The following is a 22,050-nucleotide window of genomic DNA, read 5'->3' as shown; positions in this document are numbered from 1 at the left end:
ATGCGTTCCGTCCCGTCGGCCGCCGGCCTGATCTGCCCGCCCGCACCGGACACGGCCGGGACGAGGCAGGTCACCATGCCGGAGAAGTCCCCCGCACGCCCCGCTTCCCCGCCCGTCAAGTCCTGTACCGACGACGAGATCTGGCGGCGCGTCACCCGGGAAGTCGCCGATGACCTGGCGGTCGACGCCCTGGTCCGCGACCGGGCCGGCAAGCCCCCGTTCGACGAGCTCGCCCGGCTGCGCGAGGCGGGTCTGCCGGCGCTGCTTGCGCCCCCCGGACCCGCCGGGCGGGGCACCGACTGGCGCACCGCCTGCGCGGTCATCCGGGAGATCGCGGCAGCGGACGGTTCCATCGGCGAACTGCTGGGCCGCCACTGGGCGTTGTCGTGGAGCGCACGCTTCTTCGGCACCCCGGAACGGGCCGACGAGCTCGAACTCCGGGCGAGCGCGGGACAGTGGCTCTGGGGCGGCGGTATCGACTTCCCGGACCCCGAACCGGCGACCGGGCCGGAGCTCACCCTCACCCCGGCCGCGGAGGGATACCTCCTCCACGGATGCCGGTCGTTCGCCGCGGGCGTGGCCGTCGCCGACCGGCTGGTGCTCGGTGCGGTGCACACCGATACGGGCGAGTCCCTCGTGGTCTGCGTCGACCCGGCCCACCCCGGCGTGGCGGCCGCCCCCGAGCACGACCGCCTCGGCCAGCGGCTCACCGCGGCCGGCCGGATCAGCTTCGACGGCGTCCCGGTCCCCGCGGACCAGGTGCTCGGCGCCGTCCCGCGCGATGAGCACGCCCTCGCGCCGTTCGCCACGCTCGCCCCGCTGGCGCTCCGGCTCGCCCTCGTTCACGTCGGTCTAGGCATCGCCGAAGGAGCGCTGGCGGAGGCCCGGGACATCACCCGAGCCGGGTCGCACGGCCGGGCGGCCGAGGGGCCGGACGAGGACGGGTACGCGGAGCGGCCGGGCGCGGACCCCTATCTCCTTCTCGCGTACGGGGAATTGGTGACCGAGACCCGGACCGCCGCGGCCGTCGTCGAGTCGGCGTCGGAGGCCCTGGCACGGGGGCTCCGCGCGGGCCCGGGGCTCGGGGTCGACCAGCGGGCCGATATCGCGGTGCTGGTAGCCGCCGCCGAGGCCGTCACCAGCCGCTGCGCGATGCGTCTGACCACCCGCGTCCTGGAACTCACCCAGGGCGCCGACTCCGCTGCCGACCCGTTGGGTTTCGACAGGTTCTGGCGCAACGCCCGGGTACTGACGGCACGGGTCTCCCCCACCACCCGGCTCCGCGACATCGGTGACCACTACCTGAACGGGACGCATCCGCCGCTGACGCTGCACAGCTGACCGGGGCGCGCCACGCGGTGGTAAATCGCCGGGGCCGTCGGCGCAGCTTCGGACGGATCGGCGCCGGGGGCTGCTACATCTCGGGGGTTGATCCCGGAGCGGGGAAGCCCGTCGGTCCTGTGAGGTGGCGCCTTGTCAGAAAGCCGCAGCGTACCCGTGCAGCCGCCCCCCAGACGAGCGGAGCCCCTACAGCGACTGCTGTTCGGCGGGGTGTACGGCTCGGTGCTCGCCAGCGCGCTGGTGGCCGCGCTGGGCCATGAGGGCAGACCGCCGGACCCGGGCTACGACGCGCTGTGGGTGGCGCTGACGGCCGCGGCGTCGGCCGCGGCGCACGGCTACGCGCACTCGATCGCGCACCGGACGAGCGACGACAAGCACGTCACCCCGAGCGCGGTGCGTTCGGTGCTGATGGAGTGGCCGCTGGTGGCCGCGATGGTGCCCACCATGTTCGCGCTGTTCGGTGCCTACGCGGAATGGTGGGGTGAGGACGGCGCGGTCGACGTCGCCCTGACCATCAATATGGTGGCGCTGTTCGGCTGGGGGGTTTGGGCGGCCCGGGTGGCGGGCCGGCGCTGGGCGGCGTCCTTTCGGGTGGGTGGGGTGGATGTGCTGATCGGTCTGCTCATCGTGATCGCGAACATGCTGATCCACTAGGGCGGCGGGGTGCGGGCGGAGCCACCGCTCCGGCCTCAGGGTTCCACGGCGAGCCAGGTGGCGATGGCCTGGGCGATGGGCTGGTCGGTCTCCAACTGGATGAAGCCGAACTGGCCGCCCTGGTTGCATTCCAGGAACCACCAGGCGCCGTCCGGGTCTTCGGCGAAATCAAAAGCACCGTAGGCAAGTTGCGCAGCACTCATATAGGAATTCACGGACCGGTGGACGGCGTCGGGCACCTCGACGGGCTCCCAGGTGCCCTGGTGGGCGAAGCGGCTGTCGACTTCCTCCGGATCGGCTTTCTTACGGGCGGCGAAGAGATGGTCACCGACACACGTCAGCCGGATATCCGCCTCCTTGGGGATGTGCTGCTGGAGCAGGGTCGGCCCGGCTGCCACCCCGGAGAAGTCCGTGTCCGGACTGATACGGGTGGTGGGCAGCACCATCGGAGGGTCACCGGGGTGCTTTCCGCTCACCGATTTCACCACCAGGTCCTGGTGGGTGGCGGCGAACTGCCGGGCCATCGCCGGGAACGTGGTGACCAGCGTGGCGGGCACGAGGAAGCCGCTGCGGTGGGCGAGCCGGAGCTGCCAGGGCTTGTAGCGCGCCTGCGCGGCCGCGACGGGATGGTTCATCCAGCGCGCCTGGGTGCTGGTCAGCATGCCGTAGAGCGCCTGCTCGGCCTCGGCCGTGATCCAGGCGGACTGTTCCGCGGCGCGGGCCCCGGGGGTACCGGGCCGGCGCACCCATACCGAACGCAGGCTGCCCAGGCTCACCATGCGCTCGCCGGACTTGAGATATCCGTGGAAGTCGTTGTCCGCGTACTCCGCCGACAGGGCGACCCGGCCGGGCAGGTCGGCGGGGTCGAGGCGGACGAGCGGGACACCGAGGTCCTGCAACGTCGACACCACGATGTCCGCCGTCAAATCTTCCTCGCAGGTCAGGACCAGGACGGTCATGGGCTCAGTCGTCGAAGTGGGTCTTGGAACCGGCGGTGGAGGCGGTGGTGCCGGTGGCCAGCAGCACCGCCCGGCTGCACGTGGCCGGGCGTCCGTCCGGGAGGACGTTGAGTTGCCGCGTGGCGTCGTAGCTGTACGGCGTACTGGTCGATGACTTCGCCGCCGGACGGGCGTAGCTCAACGCAAACGGTCGCATTCCATCTCCTCAAAGACCGGTTTCCGAGCCCCTGGCACGGGGCAGGGGTGGAAAGCCCCTTCTTATGACTCTGCACGGAAGACGCGACAATCTGGTCAGTTAGTTGCCTCTTTTGCTCGTTTCCAGCGTTCCACTTGACTGAAAAGCGGCGAGCACGTACGCGCTGTCTCCGTCATGTGTCACCGAGTAGGCAAGAGGGCACAAAAACGCGTCATGGCCCGCCCGCAGGGGCGAGGCTGACCGGCCGTCAAAGAACGGTGTACCCGTTCGGGGCGCTACTCCGGGCGCACCCCGCCGATCGCGTGGGGCACAGGGGTGCCTCCAGAAGGGCGGCGACGAGGTCCACGGTCAGCCGATGTCAGTGAGACGCGTCACGCAGCACGGGGTGTCCGCCGCATGGCATGGCGACCGCGTGGGCCGGCCGCCGGCCCGTGTCGGGGGCCGGCGGCCGGGGTCGGATCCGGTGGGGCCGGAGGTCACAGCCGGAGGACGGCCAGCGGCGTGGTGGTGGGCCGGCTGGAGCCGCCCGGGGGTTCCGCCGTGACGCCGACGCCGTCCGCGCCCTGGGGGCCGCCGGTCAGCAGCATCGCGCCGGAGGAGCTGCCGGTCCGCACGAGTCCGGCGGGCTCCATCGCGCCGTTGCGGCTGTACCAGAGTTCGTACACCCGCTGACCGGAGAGCGCCGGCAGGCCGTGGTAGAGGAAGGCGGTCTGGCCCCTCCGCTTGGAAGCGACGACGGTGCCGCTGCCGCCGCCCTTGAGCGCGGTGGTGTGGAAGGTGGCGTCCGGGGCGGTCATCAGGGCACTGACCGCGGCGGCCTGCTGCTCGGCGCGGACGGTGCGGTCCCGCTGCTGGTCGGCCTCGTTCCGGGCGTGGACGGCCAGCCCGCCGGCGAGGGCGGCGACCACCAGACAGGCGGCGGCCGCGAGGTACGGCAGCCGGAAGCGTATGCCCCGGCGCAGCGGGACCACGGTCGCGGTCGCATGGCGCCCCCTCGGCGGCAGCTGCCTGACCTCGGGCAGGGCGGCCATCACCCGGGTGCGCAGCCCGGCCGGGGGCACCTCGGCCACGGCCAGCGCCAGCCGGGCCGCGGTCTCCTGGAGTTCCCGCACTTCCTGGGTGCAGGCCGGGCACTGCGCCAGATGGCGGGTGAACTCGGCGGACTCCTGCTCGGAGAGCGCGCCCAGTGCGTAGGCACCCGTCAGTGTGTGCAGATCGACGGTGCTCATGCCGACACCCCCAGGCAGTCGCGGAGCCGGATGAGTCCGTCCCGCAGTCGTGTCTTGACCGTGCCCAGCGCGGCGCCCAACAGATCGGCGGTCTCCCGGTAGGTGTAGCCGCGGTAATAAGCGAGCGTCACCGACTCCCTTTGCAGGTCGGTGAGTTGCTGGAGGCAGCGGCGCACCTGCTCGCGCTCCAGCCGCCGCTCGACCTGCTCGCTGACCTCGTCGAAGGGGGCGGTGTAGGCGCCCATGCCGGCCCGGTGGTCGCGGTCGGCCGCCGCCTGGACGGAGCGCACCCGGTCCACGGCGCGACGGTGCGCCAGAGTCATGATCCAGGCCATGGCGCTGCCCTGCCGTGCGTCGAAGCGGGCCGCGGACCGCCACACCTCGATCAGCACCTCCTGCGCGACCTCCTCGGACTGCGCCGGATCCCGTACCACCCGGCGCACCAGGCCCAGTACGGAGCCGGCCACCGCCGTGTAGAGACTCTCGAACGCGTACTGGTCGCCGCGGGAGACGCGGGTGAGCAGGGTTTCCAGGGCACCGGTATGCGGTGCGGGGGATCGGTCGCCGCGGGCTGCGACGGGCATGGACACCTCCGTTACGTGACGTGGTCACGAGTGATTCGGCGCCGGGCGACACCTGGATTGGTCGGGAGAGGATTCTTGCGGACGCCCGCCAAGGAACCGCACCCGGGGCGGCGGACACAACGCGCCCCGGATTCCCGCGCGTCGGATGCCGCCTCCCGGCCCGGGACTGCGGAAAGATCGTCGCGGGGGCATCGGGCGGCGAGAGGACCGGGCGTGCAGGACGCGGATGCCGTCATCGTGGGCGCGGGAGCGGCCGGGCTGTCGCTGGCCCACCGGCTGTGCGCACCGGCGGCCGGCGGCCGGCCGCTGCGGGTGGTGCTGGTCGACGCACCGCGGGGGCCGCTCACCCCGCCGGAGCGGACCTGGTGTTACTGGGAGGCGCCGGGTGGCGCGTTCGACCAGGCCCTGACCGCGTCGTGGGAACGGCTGCGGGTGCACGGGCCCAACGGTGAGGCGACGGCGGGGCGGCCCGAGCCCTTCCGGTACAAGATGCTGCGGTCGCGTGACTTCGAGGCCCTGGTGGCCGCCCGGCTCGCCGGACAGGACACCGTGGTCCGGACCGAGGCGACGGTGGAGTCCGTACGGGACGTCACCGGCGGGGCCGAGGTGCGGGGGCACGACGCGGCCGGGCGGCCGGTGGCCCTCCGGGCCCGCTGGGCCTTCGACTCCCGGCCGGCCGGGCGGCTCCCTCCGGCGCGGACCACCCTCCAGCAGCACTTCCGGGGCTGGTTCGTCCGCACCCGGCGCCCGGCGTTCGACCCCACGGTCGCGGATCTGATGGACTTCCGTACCCCGCAGCCCGACCACGGTCTGTCCTTCGGGTATGTGCTGCCGCTCAACGACTGTGCGGCGCTGGTGGAGTACACGGAGTTCTCCCGGCGCACCGTGGCCACCGCCGCCTACGAGCGGGCCCTGCGCCACTACACCGGGCAGGTGCTGCGGCTGGGTGCCTTCCGTGTCACGGCCGTTGAGCAGGGCGCGATCCCGATGACCGACGGCCGCTTCCCACGCCGGGTGGGCCGGGCGGTGTTCCGGATCGGGACCGCCGGCGGCGCCACCCGTCCGTCGACCGGGTACACCTTCGCTTCCGTGCAGCGGCAGACGGCGCTGATCGCGGCCGCGCTGCTGGCCGGCCGTCCTCCGGTGCCCCCTCCCCCGCACAACGCCTGGCACCGGGCGATGGACGCCGTGCTGCTGCGGGCGCTGGACAGCGGCCGGGTGGACGGCGCCGAGTTCTTCACCGGGCTGTTCCGCACGGTGCCGATGGAGCGGCTGCTGCGGTTCCTCGACGGCCGCTCCCGGCTGTGGGAGGACGTCAGCATCGGCCTGCGCACCCCGGTGCTGCCCATGCTCCGCACCGTCGCCGAACTCCCGCTGCTGCCCCGCCGCACCACCGTGCGGTGACCCCGCCCGCTCTCGCCCCGTCACCGGAGGAGACATCCATGGCCCTGCTGCACGACGGCGAACTGACCGCCGCCTTCGACCATGCGTCCCGCAGCTATGACCGGCTGGTCGCGGTGAACCCCGGCTACCACGGCCAACTACGGCGTTCCGCCCGGCGGTTGGGGCTGCCGCGCGCGGGCCGTGGACTGCGGGTGCTGGATCTGGGGTGCGGCACCGGCGCCTCGACGGCGGCGCTGCTCGCCGTCGCCCCGCATGCCGAGATCACCGCCGTCGACGCCTCGGCCGGCATGCTGGCGCGGGCCGCCGGCAAGCCCTGGCCGCCCGGGGTCTCCTTCGTGCACGCACCGGTGGAACGGCTGGCCGACGCCGGGGTGGCCGGTGGCTTCGACGCCGTCTTCGCCGCGTACCTGTTCCGCAATGTCACGGACCCGGACGCGGTCCTCGGGGCGGTACGGGAGGCCCTGGTGCCGGGCGGGCGGCTGGCCGTTCATGAGTACTCACTGTCCGGCGGAGCGGTGCCCCGCGCCGTGTGGACGGCGGTGTGCACCGGCGTCCTGCGGCCGGCCGGGCGGCTCGCGGGGGACGCCGGACTGTACCGCCATCTGTGGCGCAGCGTCCTCGCGTTCGACACCGCCGCGGAGTTCACCGGGCGGCTGCGCCGGGCGGGCTTCCGGCAGGTGCGGGCCCTGCCGCTGACCGGCTGGCAGACCGGTATCACCCACACCTTCGTCGCCGCCACGGCCGGCGCCCGCGAGGAGGGGGCGTGACACCTCGACACGATGACGGCGGGGCCGCGCGACGTGGACGTGACCGGCGGGCCCGGACGGTGCCGGGGCCACCGGGGCGGGACCGGGCGGCGGCCGGCGGTCCGGAGGTGGCGGTGGTCGGCGGCGGGATCGCGGGCCTCTCCGCCGCGACCGCGCTGGCCGAGCGCGGGGTGCGGGTGACGCTGTACGAACGTGCCGGAGTCCTCGGCGGCCGGCTGGCGGGCTGGCCGGTGCGGCTCGCCGACGGTTCGGCGGCGACCATGAGCCGCGGCTTCCATGCGTTCTTTCCCCAGTACTACAACCTGCGGGGGCTGCTGCGTCGGGTCGACCCGGGGCTGGGGATGCTCAGACGGCTGCCCGACTATCCGCTGCACCACCGGTCGGGCCTGCGGGACAGCTTCGCCCGGGTGCCCCGGACACCACCCTGGAGCGCACTGGGCTTCGTGGCGCTCAGTCCCAGCTTCACCTGGCGGGACCTGGTACGGATGCGCCCCGGCGCCGCGCTGCCGCTGCTGGACGTACGGGTGCCGCAGGTCTATCAGCGCCTGGACCGCGTCAGCGCCGCGGACTTCCTCGCCCGTATCCGGTTTCCCGAGGCCGCGCGTCATCTCGCGTTCGAGGTCTTCTCCCGGAGCTTCTTCGCGGACCCGCGGGAACTGTCGGCCGCGGAGCTGGTGTTGATGTTCCACATCTACTTCCTCGGCTCCAGTGAGGGGCTGCTGTTCGATGTGCCCGGTGAGCCGTTTCCGCAGGCGCTGTGGCAGCCCCTCGGCCGGTATCTGGAAGGGCACGGCGTCCGGTTGTGCACGGGCACGGACGTGACGCGGGTCGCGCCGGTGGCGGGTGGTGGGATGCGGGTCGCGGCCGGGGAGGGTGCGGACCGCCGGTTCGACGCGGTGGTGCTGGCGCTGGACCCGGGCGGGCTGCGCCGGCTCGTCGCCGCCTCACCCGAGGTGGCGGATGCCGCCTGGCGGGCGCGGATCGGGCGGCTGCGGACGGCGCCGCCGTTCCTGGTGTCGCGGCTGTGGCTGGCGCGTCGGGTGGCCGCCGACCGGCCGGGTTTCCTGGGCACCAGCGGTTTCGGGTCCCTGGACAATGTCAGCGTGCTGGAGCGCTGGGAAGGCGAGGCGGCCCGGTGGTCCGCCCGTACCGGCGGCTCGGTGCTCGAACTGCACGCCTACGCCGTCGCCCCGGGAGCCGACCGGGAACGTGAACAGCGCCGCCTGGTGGAGCAGTTGAACGCCGTCTACCCGGAGACCCGCGGTGTCCGGATCATCGACCGCCGCCATGAGTGGCGGGCGGACTGCCCCCTGTTCCCGGTGGGCGGCTTCCACGACCGGCCCACCGTGCACACCCCCGACCCCCGGCTGGTGGTCGCGGGCGACACGGTGCGGACCGGGTTCCCGGTGGCGCTGATGGAGCGGGCCGCGACGACCGGATTCCTCGCGGCGAACGCGCTGTTGGCACGCTGGGGCCTGCGCGGCCAGACCCTGTGGACCGTGCCGGACCGGGGGCGGTCAGCGGCCCTGCGGTGGGCGGCCGGGCGGGCCGGGCGGTGACCGGGACGCGCTGCGGTCCAGGCGGCGGGCCTGCGAGCAGCGGCTCGACGGGGCCGGGCGACGGCCCGCAGCCCGGTGTCAGCCCGGATGCCGGCCGCTGGTGCGCAGGTGCCAGCGGCGTTCGGCGTAGGCCAGATCGTCCCGCCACAGCCGGCCCGCGGCGGCCCGCATCAGCGGACGCAGGGCGGGCGCGGCCGCGCGGGCCAGGGCGAAGCCGGGGCGCCGGGAGGTGGCGACGATCGCTTCGACGACCGCGGTGCGCGGGCGTCCCAGGTCGTCCGGGCCCAGGGGCGTGGCATGGGTCTCCACCACGGATCCCTGCCCTTCGCCCTCCAGGATGCGCATCACCACCGTACGGGGCCCCGGGGCGGTGAACAGCGCGGTGACCGGCACCACCGCGCGTCCGGCGACCTTGAAGGACACCTGGACGGTGAGGCCGTCGGGCCGTTCCGCACCGTGCTCCGCGGGGGTGTCGAGCACGGTGAGGTCGACGAAGGAGTAGGGGTGGAACCAGGCGCCGTGCCAAGGGTCGAGGCGGTTGGCGACCACGTCCTCGGGTTCGCACCGGCCGGTGCCGGTGTAGACGGCGGCGACGGCGCCCGCCGGGCGCGGCCGGTCGGGCAGCACGGGCTGCGGCAGCGGCCGTTCGCCGCCCGCCTCGTCGAGCCGTACCCAGGCCAGCAGTCCGTCGTCATGGGCGGGGAAGGGTTCCCAGCCGGCGAACGGGGCGCCGTCCAGGGCGAGTCCGTGCCACCGGCAGCGCAGGATGCCGCAGCGTACGGGTCCCTGGGCGAGGGGCGCGCCGAGGTGCGGGCAGGCCCCGGGGCCGGCGATCAGGCGGCCGCCGGCGTCCCGCCAGGCGACCACCTCGACCCCGGCGACGGTGCGGCCGAAGGCACGGTGCGCTCCGATGTCGCGGGCCGCGCCGAGGACGAACCAGTTGCCGGACGGGCGGGCGAGGGCGGCCTTGACGGCGCCGGCGATGCGCGCGGGTTTCGCGTCGCGCCAGGTGGGGTGCTGCTGTTCCCACAGCTCGGGCCGGCGGCGCAGCCGGAGTGGGAGGCGCGGGGCCCGGCGGACCTCCTGGGTCATGGGGTTTCCTCCTGCGCGTAGTGCGGCACCCGGCCGGACCGCACCGCGGGCGGCCGGGCGGTGACACGGGTGGCGGCGAGACGGGCCAGACCGCCGAGGGCGGTGGCCGCGCGGCGTCGGCGGGAGACCACGGCGCGGCGGTGCAGCACGGCGTATCCGTCGTCGCGCACGGCATCGAGGATGGCGCCGTAGAGGACGAACGCGGTGCGGATACAGGGGCGGGAGACCGGGTCGAGCATGGCGAGGCCGGGTTGCGCCTCGCGGTAGACGCCTCGGGTGAGTGCGGCGGCCGCCTGAAGGGCCGCGGTGATCCGCGGGTCCGGGAGGCCGGTGTCCCGGCTCCACCGGAGCAGTGCGCGGTCGACGCCGTGCGCCGCGAGCAGGTCGGCGGGGAGGTAGACGCGGCCCCGGTCGAGGTCCTCGCCGACATCGCGCAGGAAGTTGGTGAGCTGGAAGGCGATGCCGAGGGCCGCGGCGTGCGGCACGGCTTCCTCCTGCGGTACGACGGTGCCGAGCACCGGCAGCATCTGGAGCCCCATCACCGCGGCGGAGCCGTGCATATAGCGCCGCAGGTCGGCGTAGGTCGGATAGTCCGTCACCGTCAGATCGCTGCGCATCGAGGCCATGAAGTCGGCGAAATGGCGGTGGTCGATGCCGTACACCGCCGCGGTGTGCGCCACCGCGCGCACCACCGGTTCCCTGCTCCCGCCGCCCCGCAGTCCGTCGTCGAGGCAGCGGTGGAGGGCGTCGAGCGCCCGGGCGCGGTCCGCGGGGGTGTGGCCGGTGGCGGGGTCGTCGACGATGTCGTCGGCCCAGCGGGCGAAGCCGTACAGGGCGTGTACGGCCGGGCGGCGGGCCGCGGGCAGCAGCCGGGTGGCGAGGAAGTAGGTCTTGCCGTGCCGGGCGTTGAGCCGGCGGCAGTGGGCGTAGGCCTCACGGAGGCCGGGGTCGGTGACGCCTGCGGCGTCGAGTTCGCGTGCGGTCATGCCGGGATGCCTCTCGTGGCGGGGCGGGACGAACCGGCGGCGGGACGTGGGTGCCGCAGGCCGGTGATCCGGGCCGCGGCGAGCTTGCCGGAGATCAGGACGGTGGGGACGCCGACCCCTGGGGTGGTGCCGCAGCCCGCCAGTACGGCGTTGGCCGTGCCGCGTACGAGGTTGCGGGGGCGGAAGGGACCGGTTTGCGCGAAGGTGTGGGCGGCGGAGAACGGCGTTCCGGCGGCGAGCCCCTGTGCCGTCCAGTCGGCCGGGGTGACCATGCGGTACTCCTCGATGGCGGCGCCGATGCCGGTGAGTCCCCGGCGTTCGAGGACGGCGAGCAGGCTGTCGCGGTACCGGGGGGCGAGGTCGCGCCACTCCCCGGCTCCCGGGCCGGTCTCGGTGTTGGGGCAGGGCGCCAGGATGTAGTGCAAGTGCCGCCCCGGCGGGGCGAGTTGCGGGTCGGAGGCGGTGGGGCGGGTGAGCAGCAGCGAGGGGTCGCTCATCAGCCGGCCGGTGCGGGTGAGTTCCTCGAAGGTCCGCTCCCAGGCGGCGCCGAAGAAGAGCGTGTGGTGCGCCAGCCGCGGCCAGGTCCGGTCGGTGCCGGCGTGCAGGATCACCGCGGACGGTGCGTGGCGGAGCCGGACCGGGCGGCGGGGGCGCCGGCCGAGCAGCCGGTGCACGACCGGCAGATCGGGGGTGAGGACCACCGCGTCGCAGGGGATGCGGTCCTGCGCGGTGACCACCGCCGTGATCCGTTCGCCGGTGCGTTCCAGCCGGGTGACGGGGTGTCCGTAGCGGAAGGCGGCACCGGCGTCGGCGGCCGCGTCCGCCATGGCCCGGGGCAGGGCGTACATCCCGCCGCGGGGGAAGTACACCCCGGCGACGGTGTCCATGTAGGCGATCACGGCGTAGGCGGCCAGGGCGCGCGCGGGCGGGACCCCGGCGTACAGCGCCTGGAAGGAGAAGACCCTGCGCAGCCGGGCGTCGGGCAGGAAGCGGCCGATCCGGTCGTCGAGCCGGCCGAAGCCGCCGAGTGCGGCGAGGCGGGCCAGGTCCGGGTGCATCAGCTGGAGCGGTGAGTCGAAGTTGGTGTCGATGAAGCGGTGGCGCTGGACGTCGTACAGCTGCTGGAGCCAGCGGCGCAGCCGGCGGTAGCCGTCGGCGGCCCGGGGGCCGGCGAACCGTTCGACCTCGGCCGTCATGGCTTCCGCGTCCGTGTGGACGTCCAGTTCGCTGCCGTCGGCGAACCGGGCGCGGTAGGCGGGGTGCAGGGCCCGCAGCTCCATCCGGTCGGTGAGGCGCTCGCCGACCGCGGCGAACGCCTCGTCGATGAGGTCCGGCATGGTCAGCACGGTCGGTCCGGTGTCGAGGTGGTAGCCGCGGCTTTCGATACGGCCGGCCCGGCCGCCGGGCAGCGCCGCCCGCTCGACGACCGTCACCTGCCGTCCGGCGCCGAGCAGATGCAGCGCGGCGGCCAGTCCGGAGAGACCGGCGCCGACCACCACCACATGGTCGGTGGGGCCCTTGACGGTTCTCATACGGTGCCCCTTTCGTCCGCCCGGGCGGGAACGGGCTCGGATGCGCTGCCGGTTCGTGCTGCCGGGCGCGGGTGGCCGGTGGCGGTGCGGAGGCCGGCGACGGAAGCGAAGAGGCCGCGCAGCCGGGCGGCCGCGGCGGGTTCCGGGGCGGCGGCGTCCAGATGGCGGATGCTGCGGGCGACCAGCCGGTGGATGCGCCGCTCGACGAGGCCGGGGGCGCCGGTGGCGACGAGGACGGCGCGCACCCGCTCCAGGTCAGCGGCGTCCAGCCCGCTGTCACCGACACAGCGGTCGAGGAGCGCGAGAGCCGCCCGGTCGCGGCGCTGCACGGCGCGGGCCCGGCCGACCGCGAGCAGATAGGTGTGCTTGCCCTCCCGGATGTCGCCGCCGGACGGTTTGCCGGTCCGCTCCTGGTCCCCGAACACCCCCAGCAGATCGTCCTGGAACTGGAAGGCCACCCCGGCACAGCGGCCGGCGGCACCGAGGGCGCGGGTGGTGGGCTCATCGGCCCCGGCCAGCGCCGCGCCGAGGGCCAGCGGCCGCTCCACCGAATACCGCGCGCTCTTGAGGTACGCGGTGCGGACGGCCAGCGCCACGGAGCGGGAGCCGGCGATCTGGCCGTAGAGGTCGAGGTACTGACCGGCCACCATCTCCATCCGCATCGCCCGCCAGAGGTGCCGCACCCGCGGGCCGGCCGCCGCGCCGAGTTCGATACCGGCGACCGTGTCGTCCGCCCAGGCGAGGGCGAGATCGCCGGTGAGTACGGCGGCGGCGGTGCCGAACCGCCCGGCCGCTTCCGCGGTGTCCGGTGTCGCGTACTGACCGGCGAACGCGGCATGCACCGCGGGCCGGCCGCGGCGCAGCGGTGACCGGTCCATGGCGTCGTCGTGGATGAGCGCACACGTCTGGAGGAGTTCGACGGCGGCGGCCACCCGGAGCGCCGTTTCCACGTCACCGGCGCCCGGGCGGTCCTGACAGGCCCGCAGCCCCCACCACAGAAACTGGGAGCGGGTGCGCTTGCCGCCGTCCAGGGTGAAGCGCGCGACCCGGGCGGCGACGTCCCGTGCGAAGGTGCGCTCGACCCCGGCCGCCCGCGCGACCTGCTCGCCGAGAACGCCGACGAGCGTCCGTCCCACGGCGGCCGGTACATCCGCGTCGACGGTCTCCGGTCCGGGACCGGCTGAGCAGGTGTCAGCACGGTCCGGTCCGGCCGTCACGGTACGGAGACCGGGCGGCGGGCCGGTATCGCGCGGCGTGCGGGGCGCGGTGGCCCCGGTACGACGGCGCATCGTGGTTCCTCTCGTCGCGTCGGTCGGCGGAGGTCGGCGGCGGGCCGCGTACCGGGAGCCCGCCGCCGGGTGCGACGGGGTGCGGCACGGCGGCCGTGCGCGGTCCGGTCCGTGGTCAGGCGGACCGGAAGACGAGGGCGGCGTTCTGGCCGCCGAAGCCGAAGGAGGTGCTGGCGGCGGCGGACAGGGGCGTGCGGCGAGGTGCCTTGGCCACGATGTCCAGGTCGATATCGAGGTCGGGGTCCTCGTGGTTGGCGGTGGGCGGGATGGTGTCGTGTTGGAGGCTCATGACCGTGACGGCCGCCTCGATGGCGCCCGCCGCTCCGATGGCGTGGCCGAGCGCGCCCTTGAGGGAGGTGACGGCGGGCGGCTCGGGGAAGACGGCGCGCAGGGCCCTGGCTTCGGCAAGGTCGTTCAGGCGGGTGCCGGTGCCGTGCGCATTGACGTGATCGATGTCCCGGGGCGCCAGTCCGGCGTCGGCCAGGGCCGCGGTGAGGGCGGCCGCTGCTCCCCGGCCCTCGGGGTCGGGAGCCGCGTAGTGGTAGGCGTCGCAGCTCGCCCCGTAGCCGGCCAGTTGTGCGCGCGATCGCGCACCGCGGGCGCGGGCGTGCTCCGGGCGTTCCAGCACCAGGACGGCGGCGCCTTCGGAGAGGACGAAGCCGTCGCGTGCGGCGTCGAAGGGGCGGCAGGCGCCCGCGGGGTCGTCCGTACGCCGGGACAGGGCGCCCATGCGGTGGAAGCAGGCCGCAGGGATGGGGTGGCGGGCGGATTCCGCGCCGCCGGCCAGCACGAGGTCGCAGGTCCCGGCGCGCAGGAGGTCACGGGCCACGCCGAGGGCGCTGCTGCCGGAGGCGCAGGCGGTGGAGACGGCGAAGTTGGGCCCGGTGGCCGTCAGGTCGAGGGCGATCTCGGCGGCTGCCATGTTGGGCACGCTGCGGGTGATGGCGAGGGGCGAGATGTCCAGCGGGCGGCCCGCCGCGAGCTTGGCGAACTCGGTGACGTAGCGCTCCATGCTGCCGGTGCCGGTGCCGATGACCACGCCGACCCGCGAGGCGTCCCACTCGGTGGGGTCGAGACCGGCGTCGGCGACGGCGTGCCGGGCGGCGAGCAGCGCCATGGCGACGAAACGGTCCAGCCGCCAGGAGGTTTTCCTGCCGACCAGGCGCGCGGTGTCGAAGTCGGGCACCTGGCAGGAGATGTCCACCGGCAGCCCCGCCAGCCCCGGGTCCCGGGCGGCGGTGGACCGGCCGGTGAGCAGGGAGTCCCAGGTGGCCCGTGCACCGATCCCGGCCGGGCTGATGACGCCCAGGCCGGTGACGGCGGCCTCACGGCACTGACCGGACATCAGCTGCCGCTGTTCGGCGCGGTGGTCAGGGCCTGGTCGGCCGTACCGCTGTCCATCAGCGCGGCGAGTTCGCCGAGGGTCGTCCGCAGCGGAACGTCGTCCAGCGAGATCCCGGTGCGCTCCTGGAGCATCAGGCCCATCTCGACCAGCGCGAGGGAGTCCAGGCCGAGGTCCTCGAAGGTGCGCTCGGGGGTGACCTCGGCCGGGTCGAGGTCGAAGGTCTCGGTGAGGGTGCTGGTGATCAGCTCTGCACTGGTGGGCACGGGTGGCTCCTTCGGTTGGGGTGGGGGTGCCGGCCGCCGCGGGCGGGGCGCCGTCCGGGCGCGAGGAGTCGCTGCGGACGGGCGCCGCGAGGCCGCGCGGCAGGAGCCCGGGGCACCGTGGGAGGTGCTGGTGCGGACGGGGTGTGCATCGTGGCTCCAGGCGGGCGGGGGCGGCCGGCACCGGGGGCCGGTGCGCAGGGTCGGGCTCGCGCTCTACTGTCGCCGACCGTCTCCTCCGGCCAGGGTCATGAAGGCACCTCTGAACGAGTGACTTATCGCTCTATAGCGCCGGACGCTCTTCTTCCCTGGGCGCCGGCTGCGGTCCGTGGAGCCGGGCAGCGCCGGCCCGGGGCGTGCCGTCCGGGCGGTCCGGCCGGCCCAGCCAGCGTGCGGCGGCCGCGGCGGTGAGCAGGGTGACGGCTCCGGCGACGACGGCGGTGAGCGTCATGGCGTCCGTGAAGGCGCGTCGCGCGGCGGACAGCACACTGCTGCGCAGCGGGCCGGGCAGCCGCATCGCCTGTGCGGGGACCGACAGCATGCTGTGCCGGGCCGCGGCGGCCACCGGCGCGGGGGCGTGCAGATCGGTGAGGGAGGCGGTGAGCCGGGAGGTGAAGACGGCCGCGAGCAGGGAGCCCTGCACGGCCACCCCGAGGGCGGAACCGACCTGGCGGGTGGCGTCGTTGATGGCCGAGCCGAGTCCGGCTCTTTCGGTGGCGACCGAGCCCATCACCGATTCGGTGGCCGCGGCCGCCACCAGCCCGGCCCCGACCCCCGCCACCAGCTGGAAGGCCGCGCAGTGCGGGTAGTCGGAGTCCGGGGTGGTGGTCGCCAGGATCGCGAAACCGACCGTCACCAGGGCCAGTCCGCCCACGACGGGGACCCGGCCGCCCAGCCGTGCCCGTACCGGCACCGCGCACACCGCGCCGAGCGCCAGCCCGGCCGGCAGGGGCAGCGTCCGCAACCCGGCCTGCCAGGGGCTGAAGCCCAGCACCCCCTGGAGGTAAAGGGTCAGCACGAACAGCGCGCCGAACATGGCGAAGGACATCAGCGCCAGAGCCGCCGCGGCCACCCCGATGGCCGGTACCCGCAGCAGGGACAACGGGAGCATCGGTGCGGGGGTGTGCAGCTGGCGGCGGACGAACGCGGCCAGCAGCAGCGCGGCGGCGGCGAATCCGGTCAGCGCGGCCGGGCTGGTCCAGCCGCGGTGCGGGCTCTCGGTGATGGACCACACCAGGACCAGCAGGCCCGCGGCGGACAGCGCGGCGCCGGGCACATCGAAGCCGGCGCGCCGCCGGGCATGGGACTCGGGTACCAGGAGCAGGGCCAGGACGATGATGACGGCGGCGAGCGGCAGATTGATCCAGAAGGCGGCGCGCCAGGAGAAGTGCTCCACCAGCCAGCCGCCGATGACCGGACCGCACAGGCCGCCCATGCCGCCGACCGCGGCCCAGGCGGCGATCGCCCGGCTGCGCAACCGGGCCTCGGGGAACAGCTGGTGGATGACCGCCAGCGTCGCCGGCATCAGCAGCGCGGCCCCGGCCCCCATGATGCAGCGTGCGGCGATCACCTGCCACGGCTGCGCGGAGACCGCGCCGCCCAGCGAGGCGCCCGCGCAGACCGCCACCCCGCAGACGAAGGAACGCCGCCGGCCCCAGGCGTCGGTGAAGGCGCCCACGGCCAGCACCGTGCCGCCCAGGACCAGGGCGTAGCCGTCGACGATCCACTGGACCTGCGCGGTGGAGGTGTCGAGGCCGCCCTGAAGGTCGGGCACCGCGACATTGAGGACCGTCAGATCCAGGCCCAGCATGAAGAGTCCGAGGCACACCACGGCGGCCGCTGCCGCCCGGCGTACGGGTGCGGCCGGTGTGCGGGCCGGCGCGGCGGCCGTCATGCCGTCGCCACGGGGCGGGCGTACAGGGCCGGGTCCAGGGTCTCCGTGAGCCGGTCCACCAGGGCTTTCGTCTCCGTCTGGAGGTAGGTGTGCCCGCCGGGGAAGAGCTGGACCGGGGCCGGTGTGGTGACCAGGTCGTTCCAGGCCTGGAGGTCCGGCACGCTGGTGACGGGGTCGTGTTCACCCCCGTAGAGGGCCAGCGGCACGTCGAGCGGTGGCTCGGGGCGGTGCCGGTAGTGCAGGAGCAGCAGACAGTCGGCCAGCAGGGGGGTGCAGGCCGCGGCCATCAAACGGGCGTCGGCGAGGAGTTGGTCGGGGATCGGGCCGACGAGTTCGCGGATGCCTTCCAGCCCGGCGGTCAGCCGGGGCGGCAGGCCGGCGCTGTAGGCGTCGATATGCGGCGCGGACAGTGAGGACACCGCCAGCAGCGACGGCAGCCGGCCGTGGGTGCGCCGCAGATGGCGGATCGCCTCGTAGGCCAACAGGGCGCCCGCGCTGTGTCCGAAGACCGCGAACGGCCGGGGGTCGGTCCAGTCGTCCAGCACCGCGGCGAGCCGGGCGCTCAGATACGCGGGGTCGGTCAGCGAGGGTTCCGCGGCGCGGGTGCCACGGCCGGGCAGTGCCACGGAGCAGGGCTCGATCCAGGACGGCAGCAACGGCGCCCAGCGCAGATAGCAGTCCGGCCCGGCCCCGGCGGGCGGCACGCAATACAAGCGCAGCGCCGCCTGCGGACGGGCGGCCAGCACGACACGCTCCGGCACCGCCGACGCCGCTACCGTCACCGACGTCGACTCTTCTGCGAAACCGACACCCACGACACACGCCCTTCGCCTCGCGCTCCACTGGTCCGGGCTCCGCCCGTGCACCGCCGGCCGCCCCGGACCGGCCGGGTGCGGCCGTCGGCCCGGGGCGTTCCGGCCGCGCGGCCCGCCGGCCGGCGGGGTCCGGAGACCTCCGGCCGGACACCGGACCGGTGCCCACGCCGACCCTGCCCTCCCCCGCCCCCGCACTCCACACACCACGCAAGGCGCCGCCCCCCTCTGACACCAACGGCGGCAGCCGGGCCGGCCGGCGCGCGGGAGCCGGGAGCCCGGCCGTGTCCTCAGTCCTGCTCGTCGAGCTCGAAGGTGCCGTACTCGGGCTTCCCGGCCCGTTGGTAGACGCAGTACTGGACGCCCGTGCCGGTGGTGCGGGATTCCGTGAGCCGCCAGGCGGTGGGGGCGGCGCCCTCGGCGAACAGCCGCTTGCCGGTGCCGAGGATCACCGGGTTGATCAGCAGCCGGTACTCGTCGACGAGGTCGTGCTGCTGGAGGGTGCGGATGAGGTCGCTGCTGCCCTGCGTCATGAGCACCCCGTCGAGCTGCCCCTTGAGCCGTGCGACCGCCTCCGCGGCGTCGCCCGCGAGCAGCTGGGAGTTGTTCCACTCCAGGCTGGTCAGGGTGCGCGAGGCGACGTACTTGGGCATGCTGTTGAGCTTCACGGCGATCGGGTTGTCCGGGTCGGTGACGCGGGGCCAGTAGGTGGCGAAGATGTCGTAGGTCTTCCGGCCGAGCAGGAGATGGTCGGCGGTGCGCTCGAAGACCCCGGTCATGAGATCCATGAAGTCGTCGTCGACATACGGGACCTGCCAGCCGCCGTGCGCGAAGCCCGCGTCGACGTCCTCGTCCGGGCCGCCGGGGGCCTGCATGACGCCGTCCAGGGTGATGAACGCGGTGACGATCAGTGTGCTCATGGTGCTGCCCTTCGGGTGCGGAATCTGCCGGTACAGGGGTGGACTCCCGGGCCGGCGAGAACTCATCGCTCGCCGCGCGACCGGCCGGCCCTGGCTACATACCACGACATATCGCCGCAGTCCGTACGTCGCGGCGCGCCGCCCGTCAGCCGGCGGCCTGGCGGTGCCCCTTCGGCGGGACGCAGAAGAACGCGAGCGCGGCAGCCATCAGATACGCAGCGGCGCCGATGGCCATGCTCGTCCGCAGCCCGGCCGGGAAGCCGGCCGTAGTCCGGATCCGGGCCGGCGGCCGCCCAGGAGCATGCCGGTGACCACGAGCGGTCGGTGGCCGGTACGGCGGGCCAGCCGCCCGGACAGGACGGAGGCGAACATGGTCATGGCCACCGCCGGGAAGAGGGCGAGCCCGGTGCGCAGCGCGCTCAGGCCGCGGTGGTGCTGGAAGGAGAGGCTGGCGGTGAAGATCATGCCGTAGAAGGCGAAGTTGAAGAGGAGCCCGATGGCCGCGGCCCCGCTCATCGGACGGGAGCACAGCAGCCGCAGGGGCAGCACGGGGGTCCGGGCCAGGCGCTCGCGCAGGACGAACGCGACGGCCGACAGCAGACACAGACCGGCTCCGGTGAGGATCAGCGGGTCGGCCCAGCCCCGTCGTCCGGCCTCGTTGAGGACGGTGGTGAGCAGGGCGACCGTGGCGATCAGCGCGCACTGGGCCGGCCGGCCCCCCAGCGCGCCACCGGTGAGCAGCAGACCGGCGAAGACCAGGGTGTAGCCGTCGGTGATCCACTGGATCCCGGTGAGCGAGGCGGACAGGTCCCGTCCCACCACCGGAACCGCGACGTTGATGACGGTCACGTCCAGGATGACCATGAAGTAGCCCGCACAGACCGCGAGAAGCGGAGCCGGCGGCCGGCCCGGCGCGTCGACCGTGCCGGCGGCCGGTCCGCGCCGGGCGTGGTGGATCACGCCGCCCACCGATGCCCCCTACCCCTGATACCTGAGAGCTACGACGGAAGTACGCTCCCCGGCGGGACGTCGACCAAGTGCCCTGCTCCATAGCTTCGGTACCGGAAGCCACGACCGGCTTCCGGTACGGAAGGACCAGTCATCATGGCGTCCCGCCCGCGCGGCAGCCGTCCGCTGCGCACTCTGCTCGCCGCTTTCGTCGTCACCTCGGTGGTGGTGCCCGTGTCGGGTGCGGCCCGCCCCGCGGCCGTCCCGGCACCCGCCCCCAAGGCCCTCGCTCCGCTGCGGTCCGCCACACCCGGCGCGCTCGCCGAGCGCTACGCCGTCAACCGTGCGGGCATCCGTGCGGCGGAGCGGATGGCCGAGGGCCACGGCGACCGGGCGCGGGCCGAGGCGCTGCGCGGGATGGCCGGCCCTGCTCGGCAGTTCCTGTTCTTCGACGGCCGCAACGGAGGCCGCACCACCGAGGTCTTCGGCGACCTGGCACGGGCCGAGCGGATCGCCGTACTGGTGCCGGGGTCGGACACCCACCTCGACAGGTACGCACGTCTGCGGTCCGGTGCGCTGGCGCTCCAGCGGGAGTTGGGCGGCCGATCCGCCGTGCTCGCCTGGGTGGGGTACCGGACGCCGAGCACGGTGAGTCCCGATGTGCTCACCCCCGGCCGCGCGGCGGAGGCCGCTCCCGGACTCCGCGCCTTCGTCGGCGCCGTGGCGAAGCTGCGTCCCACGGCCCGGCTCTCGGTGCTCTGCCATTCGTACGGAGCCGTGGTCTGCGGCCGGGCCGCGTCAGGGCTGAACGTCGCGGACCTGGTGCTGTTCGGCAGCCCCGGCGCGGGCGTCGAAAACGTCTCCGCGCTGCACACCCCGGCGACCGTGTGGGCCGGCCGGGGCGACGACGACTGGATCGCCGATGTGCCGCACGGGCAGCTGCAACTTCCCTTCGGCACGCTCGGGTTGGGCGCCGACCCGGTCACGCCCGAGTTCGGTGCCCGGGTCTTCGCGGCAGGCCCGGGAGGCCACAGCGACTACCTCAAGCCCGGCTCCGTGTCCCTGCGGAACCTCGCCCGGATCGTGTCCGGCCAGGCCCCTTCCGAGGAGAGAAGCGATGCGTGAGCTCATCCGGCGGATCGCCGCCGCGACACCGGCCGACCGTGACCGCGGCGTCGACGCGCTGCGTGCGCTCGCCATTCTCGGGGTGATGCTCGGCCACTGGCTGGTGACCGCCCTGGTCGCCGACAGCGGCACCGTGCGGGTCGTCAGCCCCCTCCATCAGCTGCCCTACCTCACCCCGGTCTCCTGGCTTCTCCAGACCCTGGCGGTCTTCTTTCTGGTGGGCGGTCAGATGGCGGCGACGAGCCATGCCGCCACCCGTGCCCGGGGCGGAACCTACCGCCGGTGGCTCGGCGCCCGGACGGCTCGGCTGTTCCGGCCCGTGGTGGCCATGCTGGCCGTCTGGAGCGTGGTGGCGGGCGCGCTGCTCGTCGCCGGGGCCGGTCTGGACACCGTCTGGACACTCGGCAAACTGGCGCTGTCCCCGCTCTGGTTCCTGCTGGTGTTCGCCGCGCTGACGGCGGCGACTCCGCTGGTCGCCCGGCTGCATCCGCTGTGGCCACTCGCCGTCGTCCTGCACATCGATCTGATCCGGTTCGGGCTCGGCGGCCCGGCCTGGCTCGGCTGGACCAATGTGGCGGCCGGCTGGCTGGTGCCGTACTGCCTGGGCGCGGCCTGGGCCCGGGGCGGGCTGCGGGGCCGGGCGACGGCTTGGGTGCTGCTGCTCGGCGGCGCCGCGACCACCGCAGGACTCGTCCTGTGGGCCGGTTACCCGGCCGCCATGGTCGGGGTGCCCGGCGCCGGCATCTCCAACCTCAACCCGCCCACTCTCGCGGCGGTCACCTTCGGTCTCGCCCAGTGCGGGGCGGCCCTGCTGCTGCTCGGCCCGCTGCGGCGGCTGCTCCAACGCCCCGCCGTCCGGGCGGCGGTGGCGCTGCTGAACCTCTCGGCGATGACGCTCTTCCTGTGGCATCAGACCGCGATGATGGCGGTCACCGCGGTCGGTCTGCTCACCGGTGGGTTCCTGCCCGGTCTGCACACCCTGCCCGACGGCGCCGGCTGGGTCCTCGCCCGGCTGGTCTGGCTGCCGGTGTTCGCGCTCGCGCTGATGGTGTGCTGGGCCGCGTTCCGCACGTACGAACAGGGGCGGCGGCGCGGCGCCACGGTGGTCCGGGCGGGGCGTCCCGCTGAGGCCAGGGCGGTGCGGCGTGCTTAGG

General features: G+C 74.4%; 21 protein-coding genes. 7 read left to right on the top strand and 14 right to left on the bottom strand.

Annotated features, from left to right (window positions below):
• The first annotated feature begins 75 nt into the window (after positions 1-75).
• Entirely contained in the window at positions 76-1,341 is a 1,266-nt protein-coding gene (locus tag TU31_RS25195) for an acyl-CoA dehydrogenase family protein (RefSeq protein WP_042158925.1), read from the top strand.
• Positions 1,342-1,497: 156 nt separating this feature from the next.
• Positions 1,498-1,995 carry a hypothetical protein gene (locus TU31_RS25190; RefSeq protein ID WP_078885939.1) on the top strand — a complete coding sequence of 166 codons (498 nt, stop codon included), beginning with the start codon at positions 1,498-1,500 and terminating at the stop codon, positions 1,993-1,995.
• Between the two features lie 35 nt (positions 1,996-2,030).
• Here TU31_RS25190 and tgmB read toward each other — a convergent pair whose 3' ends face one another.
• From tgmB to sigK, 4 genes are all read right to left on the bottom strand, one after another.
• Complete coding sequence (tgmB, locus tag TU31_RS25185) at positions 2,031-2,954, bottom strand: ATP-grasp ribosomal peptide maturase (RefSeq protein WP_042158461.1); 924 nt, start codon at positions 2,952-2,954, stop codon at positions 2,031-2,033.
• Between the two features lie 4 nt (positions 2,955-2,958).
• Entirely contained in the window at positions 2,959-3,150 is a 192-nt protein-coding gene (gene tgmA, locus TU31_RS25180) for a putative ATP-grasp-modified RiPP (protein WP_026169961.1), read from the bottom strand.
• Positions 3,151-3,626: 476 nt separating this feature from the next.
• Positions 3,627-4,379, bottom strand: coding sequence for an anti-sigma factor (locus tag TU31_RS25175; RefSeq protein ID WP_042158457.1), 753 nt, complete (start codon positions 4,377-4,379; stop codon positions 3,627-3,629).
• Positions 4,376-4,963, bottom strand: coding sequence for an ECF RNA polymerase sigma factor SigK (gene sigK, locus TU31_RS25170; protein ID WP_042158454.1), 588 nt, complete (start codon positions 4,961-4,963; stop codon positions 4,376-4,378). Before sigK ends, TU31_RS25175 begins: the two co-directional genes overlap by 4 nt.
• A gap of 213 nt (positions 4,964-5,176) precedes the next feature.
• Between sigK and TU31_RS25165 the strand changes: the two genes are divergently transcribed.
• From TU31_RS25165 to TU31_RS25155, 3 genes are read left to right on the top strand one after another with little or no spacing between them, the layout of a single operon-like run.
• A complete protein-coding gene (locus TU31_RS25165) occupies positions 5,177-6,367 on the top strand; it encodes a lycopene cyclase family protein (RefSeq protein WP_042158452.1) in 1,191 nt (396 codons plus the stop codon).
• Between the two features lie 38 nt (positions 6,368-6,405).
• A complete protein-coding gene (locus TU31_RS25160; protein WP_042158450.1) occupies positions 6,406-7,134 on the top strand; it encodes a class I SAM-dependent methyltransferase in 729 nt (242 codons plus the stop codon).
• Positions 7,131-8,693 (top strand): FAD-dependent oxidoreductase, encoded by a 1,563-nt coding sequence (locus TU31_RS25155; RefSeq protein WP_042158448.1) that lies wholly within the window; start codon positions 7,131-7,133, stop codon positions 8,691-8,693. The genes TU31_RS25160 and TU31_RS25155 overlap by 4 nt, the downstream gene beginning before the upstream one ends.
• A gap of 78 nt (positions 8,694-8,771) precedes the next feature.
• Here the strand turns inward: TU31_RS25155 and TU31_RS25150 are convergent, their stop codons facing one another.
• The 10 genes from TU31_RS25150 to TU31_RS25105 all read right to left on the bottom strand — a co-directional run bounded on the left by TU31_RS25150 (position 8,772) and on the right by TU31_RS25105 (position 19,792).
• Positions 8,772-9,785: a DUF5914 domain-containing protein gene (locus TU31_RS25150; RefSeq protein WP_042158446.1), complete on the bottom strand. Its 1,014-nt coding sequence runs from the start codon at positions 9,783-9,785 to the stop codon at positions 8,772-8,774.
• Complete coding sequence (locus TU31_RS25145) at positions 9,782-10,771, bottom strand: phytoene/squalene synthase family protein (RefSeq protein ID WP_042158443.1); 990 nt, start codon at positions 10,769-10,771, stop codon at positions 9,782-9,784. The genes TU31_RS25150 and TU31_RS25145 overlap by 4 nt, the downstream gene beginning before the upstream one ends.
• Entirely contained in the window at positions 10,768-12,303 is a 1,536-nt protein-coding gene (gene crtI, locus TU31_RS25140) for a phytoene desaturase family protein (protein WP_042158441.1), read from the bottom strand. The genes TU31_RS25145 and crtI overlap by 4 nt, the downstream gene beginning before the upstream one ends.
• Positions 12,300-13,592, bottom strand: a complete 1,293-nt coding sequence (locus tag TU31_RS25135) for a polyprenyl synthetase family protein (RefSeq protein WP_052719040.1) — start codon at positions 13,590-13,592, stop codon at positions 12,300-12,302. The genes crtI and TU31_RS25135 overlap by 4 nt, the downstream gene beginning before the upstream one ends.
• 115 nt (positions 13,593-13,707) lie before the next feature.
• Positions 13,708-14,937 (bottom strand): beta-ketoacyl-[acyl-carrier-protein] synthase family protein, encoded by a 1,230-nt coding sequence (locus tag TU31_RS25130; protein WP_042158438.1) that lies wholly within the window; start codon positions 14,935-14,937, stop codon positions 13,708-13,710.
• Positions 14,937-15,200, bottom strand: a complete 264-nt coding sequence (locus tag TU31_RS25125) for an acyl carrier protein (protein WP_042158436.1) — start codon at positions 15,198-15,200, stop codon at positions 14,937-14,939. The genes TU31_RS25130 and TU31_RS25125 overlap by 1 nt, the downstream gene beginning before the upstream one ends.
• Before the next feature lie 280 nt (positions 15,201-15,480).
• On the bottom strand, positions 15,481-17,091 hold the full coding sequence (locus tag TU31_RS25120) for an MFS transporter (protein ID WP_245698694.1): 1,611 nt from the start codon (positions 17,089-17,091) through the stop codon (positions 15,481-15,483).
• Complete coding sequence (locus TU31_RS25115) at positions 17,088-17,873, bottom strand: thioesterase II family protein (RefSeq protein ID WP_052719061.1); 786 nt, start codon at positions 17,871-17,873, stop codon at positions 17,088-17,090. Before TU31_RS25115 ends, TU31_RS25120 begins: the two co-directional genes overlap by 4 nt.
• Positions 17,874-18,193: 320 nt before the next feature.
• On the bottom strand, positions 18,194-18,823 hold the full coding sequence (locus tag TU31_RS25110; RefSeq protein ID WP_042158434.1) for a dihydrofolate reductase family protein: 630 nt from the start codon (positions 18,821-18,823) through the stop codon (positions 18,194-18,196).
• A gap of 207 nt (positions 18,824-19,030) precedes the next feature.
• Positions 19,031-19,792 (bottom strand): MFS transporter, encoded by a 762-nt coding sequence (locus TU31_RS25105; RefSeq protein ID WP_052719039.1) that lies wholly within the window; start codon positions 19,790-19,792, stop codon positions 19,031-19,033.
• A 135-nt stretch (positions 19,793-19,927) separates the two neighbouring features.
• Here TU31_RS25105 and TU31_RS25100 point away from each other — a divergent pair, with 135 nt between their 5' ends.
• Positions 19,928-20,896, top strand: a complete 969-nt coding sequence (locus TU31_RS25100) for an alpha/beta hydrolase (protein ID WP_042158431.1) — start codon at positions 19,928-19,930, stop codon at positions 20,894-20,896.
• Positions 20,889-22,049 (top strand): acyltransferase family protein, encoded by a 1,161-nt coding sequence (locus tag TU31_RS25095; RefSeq protein WP_042158429.1) that lies wholly within the window; start codon positions 20,889-20,891, stop codon positions 22,047-22,049. The genes TU31_RS25100 and TU31_RS25095 overlap by 8 nt, the downstream gene beginning before the upstream one ends.
• The last annotated feature ends 1 nt before the right edge of the window (position 22,050 follow it).

Origin of the sequence: Streptomyces lydicamycinicus (assembly GCF_000829715.2) — a bacterium.
Lineage (GTDB): Bacteria > Actinomycetota > Actinomycetes > Streptomycetales > Streptomycetaceae > Streptomyces > Streptomyces lydicamycinicus.
This window is presented reverse-complemented; position numbering and strand designations above follow the sequence as displayed.

Coding starts and splice junctions, on each gene's coding strand:
- TU31_RS25195 (WP_042158925.1), top strand. CDS start 76: ATGCCGGAGAAGTCCCCCGCACGCCCCGCTTCCCCGCCCGTCAAGTCC.
- tgmB (WP_042158461.1), bottom strand. CDS start 2,954: ATGACCGTCCTGGTCCTGACCTGCGAGGAAGATTTGACGGCGGACATC.
- tgmA (WP_026169961.1), bottom strand. CDS start 3,150: ATGCGACCGTTTGCGTTGAGCTACGCCCGTCCGGCGGCGAAGTCATCG.
- TU31_RS25175 (WP_042158457.1), bottom strand. CDS start 4,379: ATGAGCACCGTCGATCTGCACACACTGACGGGTGCCTACGCACTGGGC.
- sigK (WP_042158454.1), bottom strand. CDS start 4,963: ATGCCCGTCGCAGCCCGCGGCGACCGATCCCCCGCACCGCATACCGGT.
- TU31_RS25160 (WP_042158450.1), top strand. CDS start 6,406: ATGGCCCTGCTGCACGACGGCGAACTGACCGCCGCCTTCGACCATGCG.
- TU31_RS25150 (WP_042158446.1), bottom strand. CDS start 9,785: ATGACCCAGGAGGTCCGCCGGGCCCCGCGCCTCCCACTCCGGCTGCGC.
- TU31_RS25145 (WP_042158443.1), bottom strand. CDS start 10,771: ATGACCGCACGCGAACTCGACGCCGCAGGCGTCACCGACCCCGGCCTC.
- crtI (WP_042158441.1), bottom strand. CDS start 12,303: ATGAGAACCGTCAAGGGCCCCACCGACCATGTGGTGGTGGTCGGCGCC.
- TU31_RS25135 (WP_052719040.1), bottom strand. CDS start 13,592: ATGCGCCGTCGTACCGGGGCCACCGCGCCCCGCACGCCGCGCGATACC.
- TU31_RS25130 (WP_042158438.1), bottom strand. CDS start 14,937: ATGTCCGGTCAGTGCCGTGAGGCCGCCGTCACCGGCCTGGGCGTCATC.
- TU31_RS25120 (WP_245698694.1), bottom strand. CDS start 17,091: ATGACGGCCGCCGCGCCGGCCCGCACACCGGCCGCACCCGTACGCCGG.
- TU31_RS25110 (WP_042158434.1), bottom strand. CDS start 18,823: ATGAGCACACTGATCGTCACCGCGTTCATCACCCTGGACGGCGTCATG.
- TU31_RS25100 (WP_042158431.1), top strand. CDS start 19,928: ATGGCGTCCCGCCCGCGCGGCAGCCGTCCGCTGCGCACTCTGCTCGCC.
- TU31_RS25095 (WP_042158429.1), top strand. CDS start 20,889: ATGCGTGAGCTCATCCGGCGGATCGCCGCCGCGACACCGGCCGACCGT.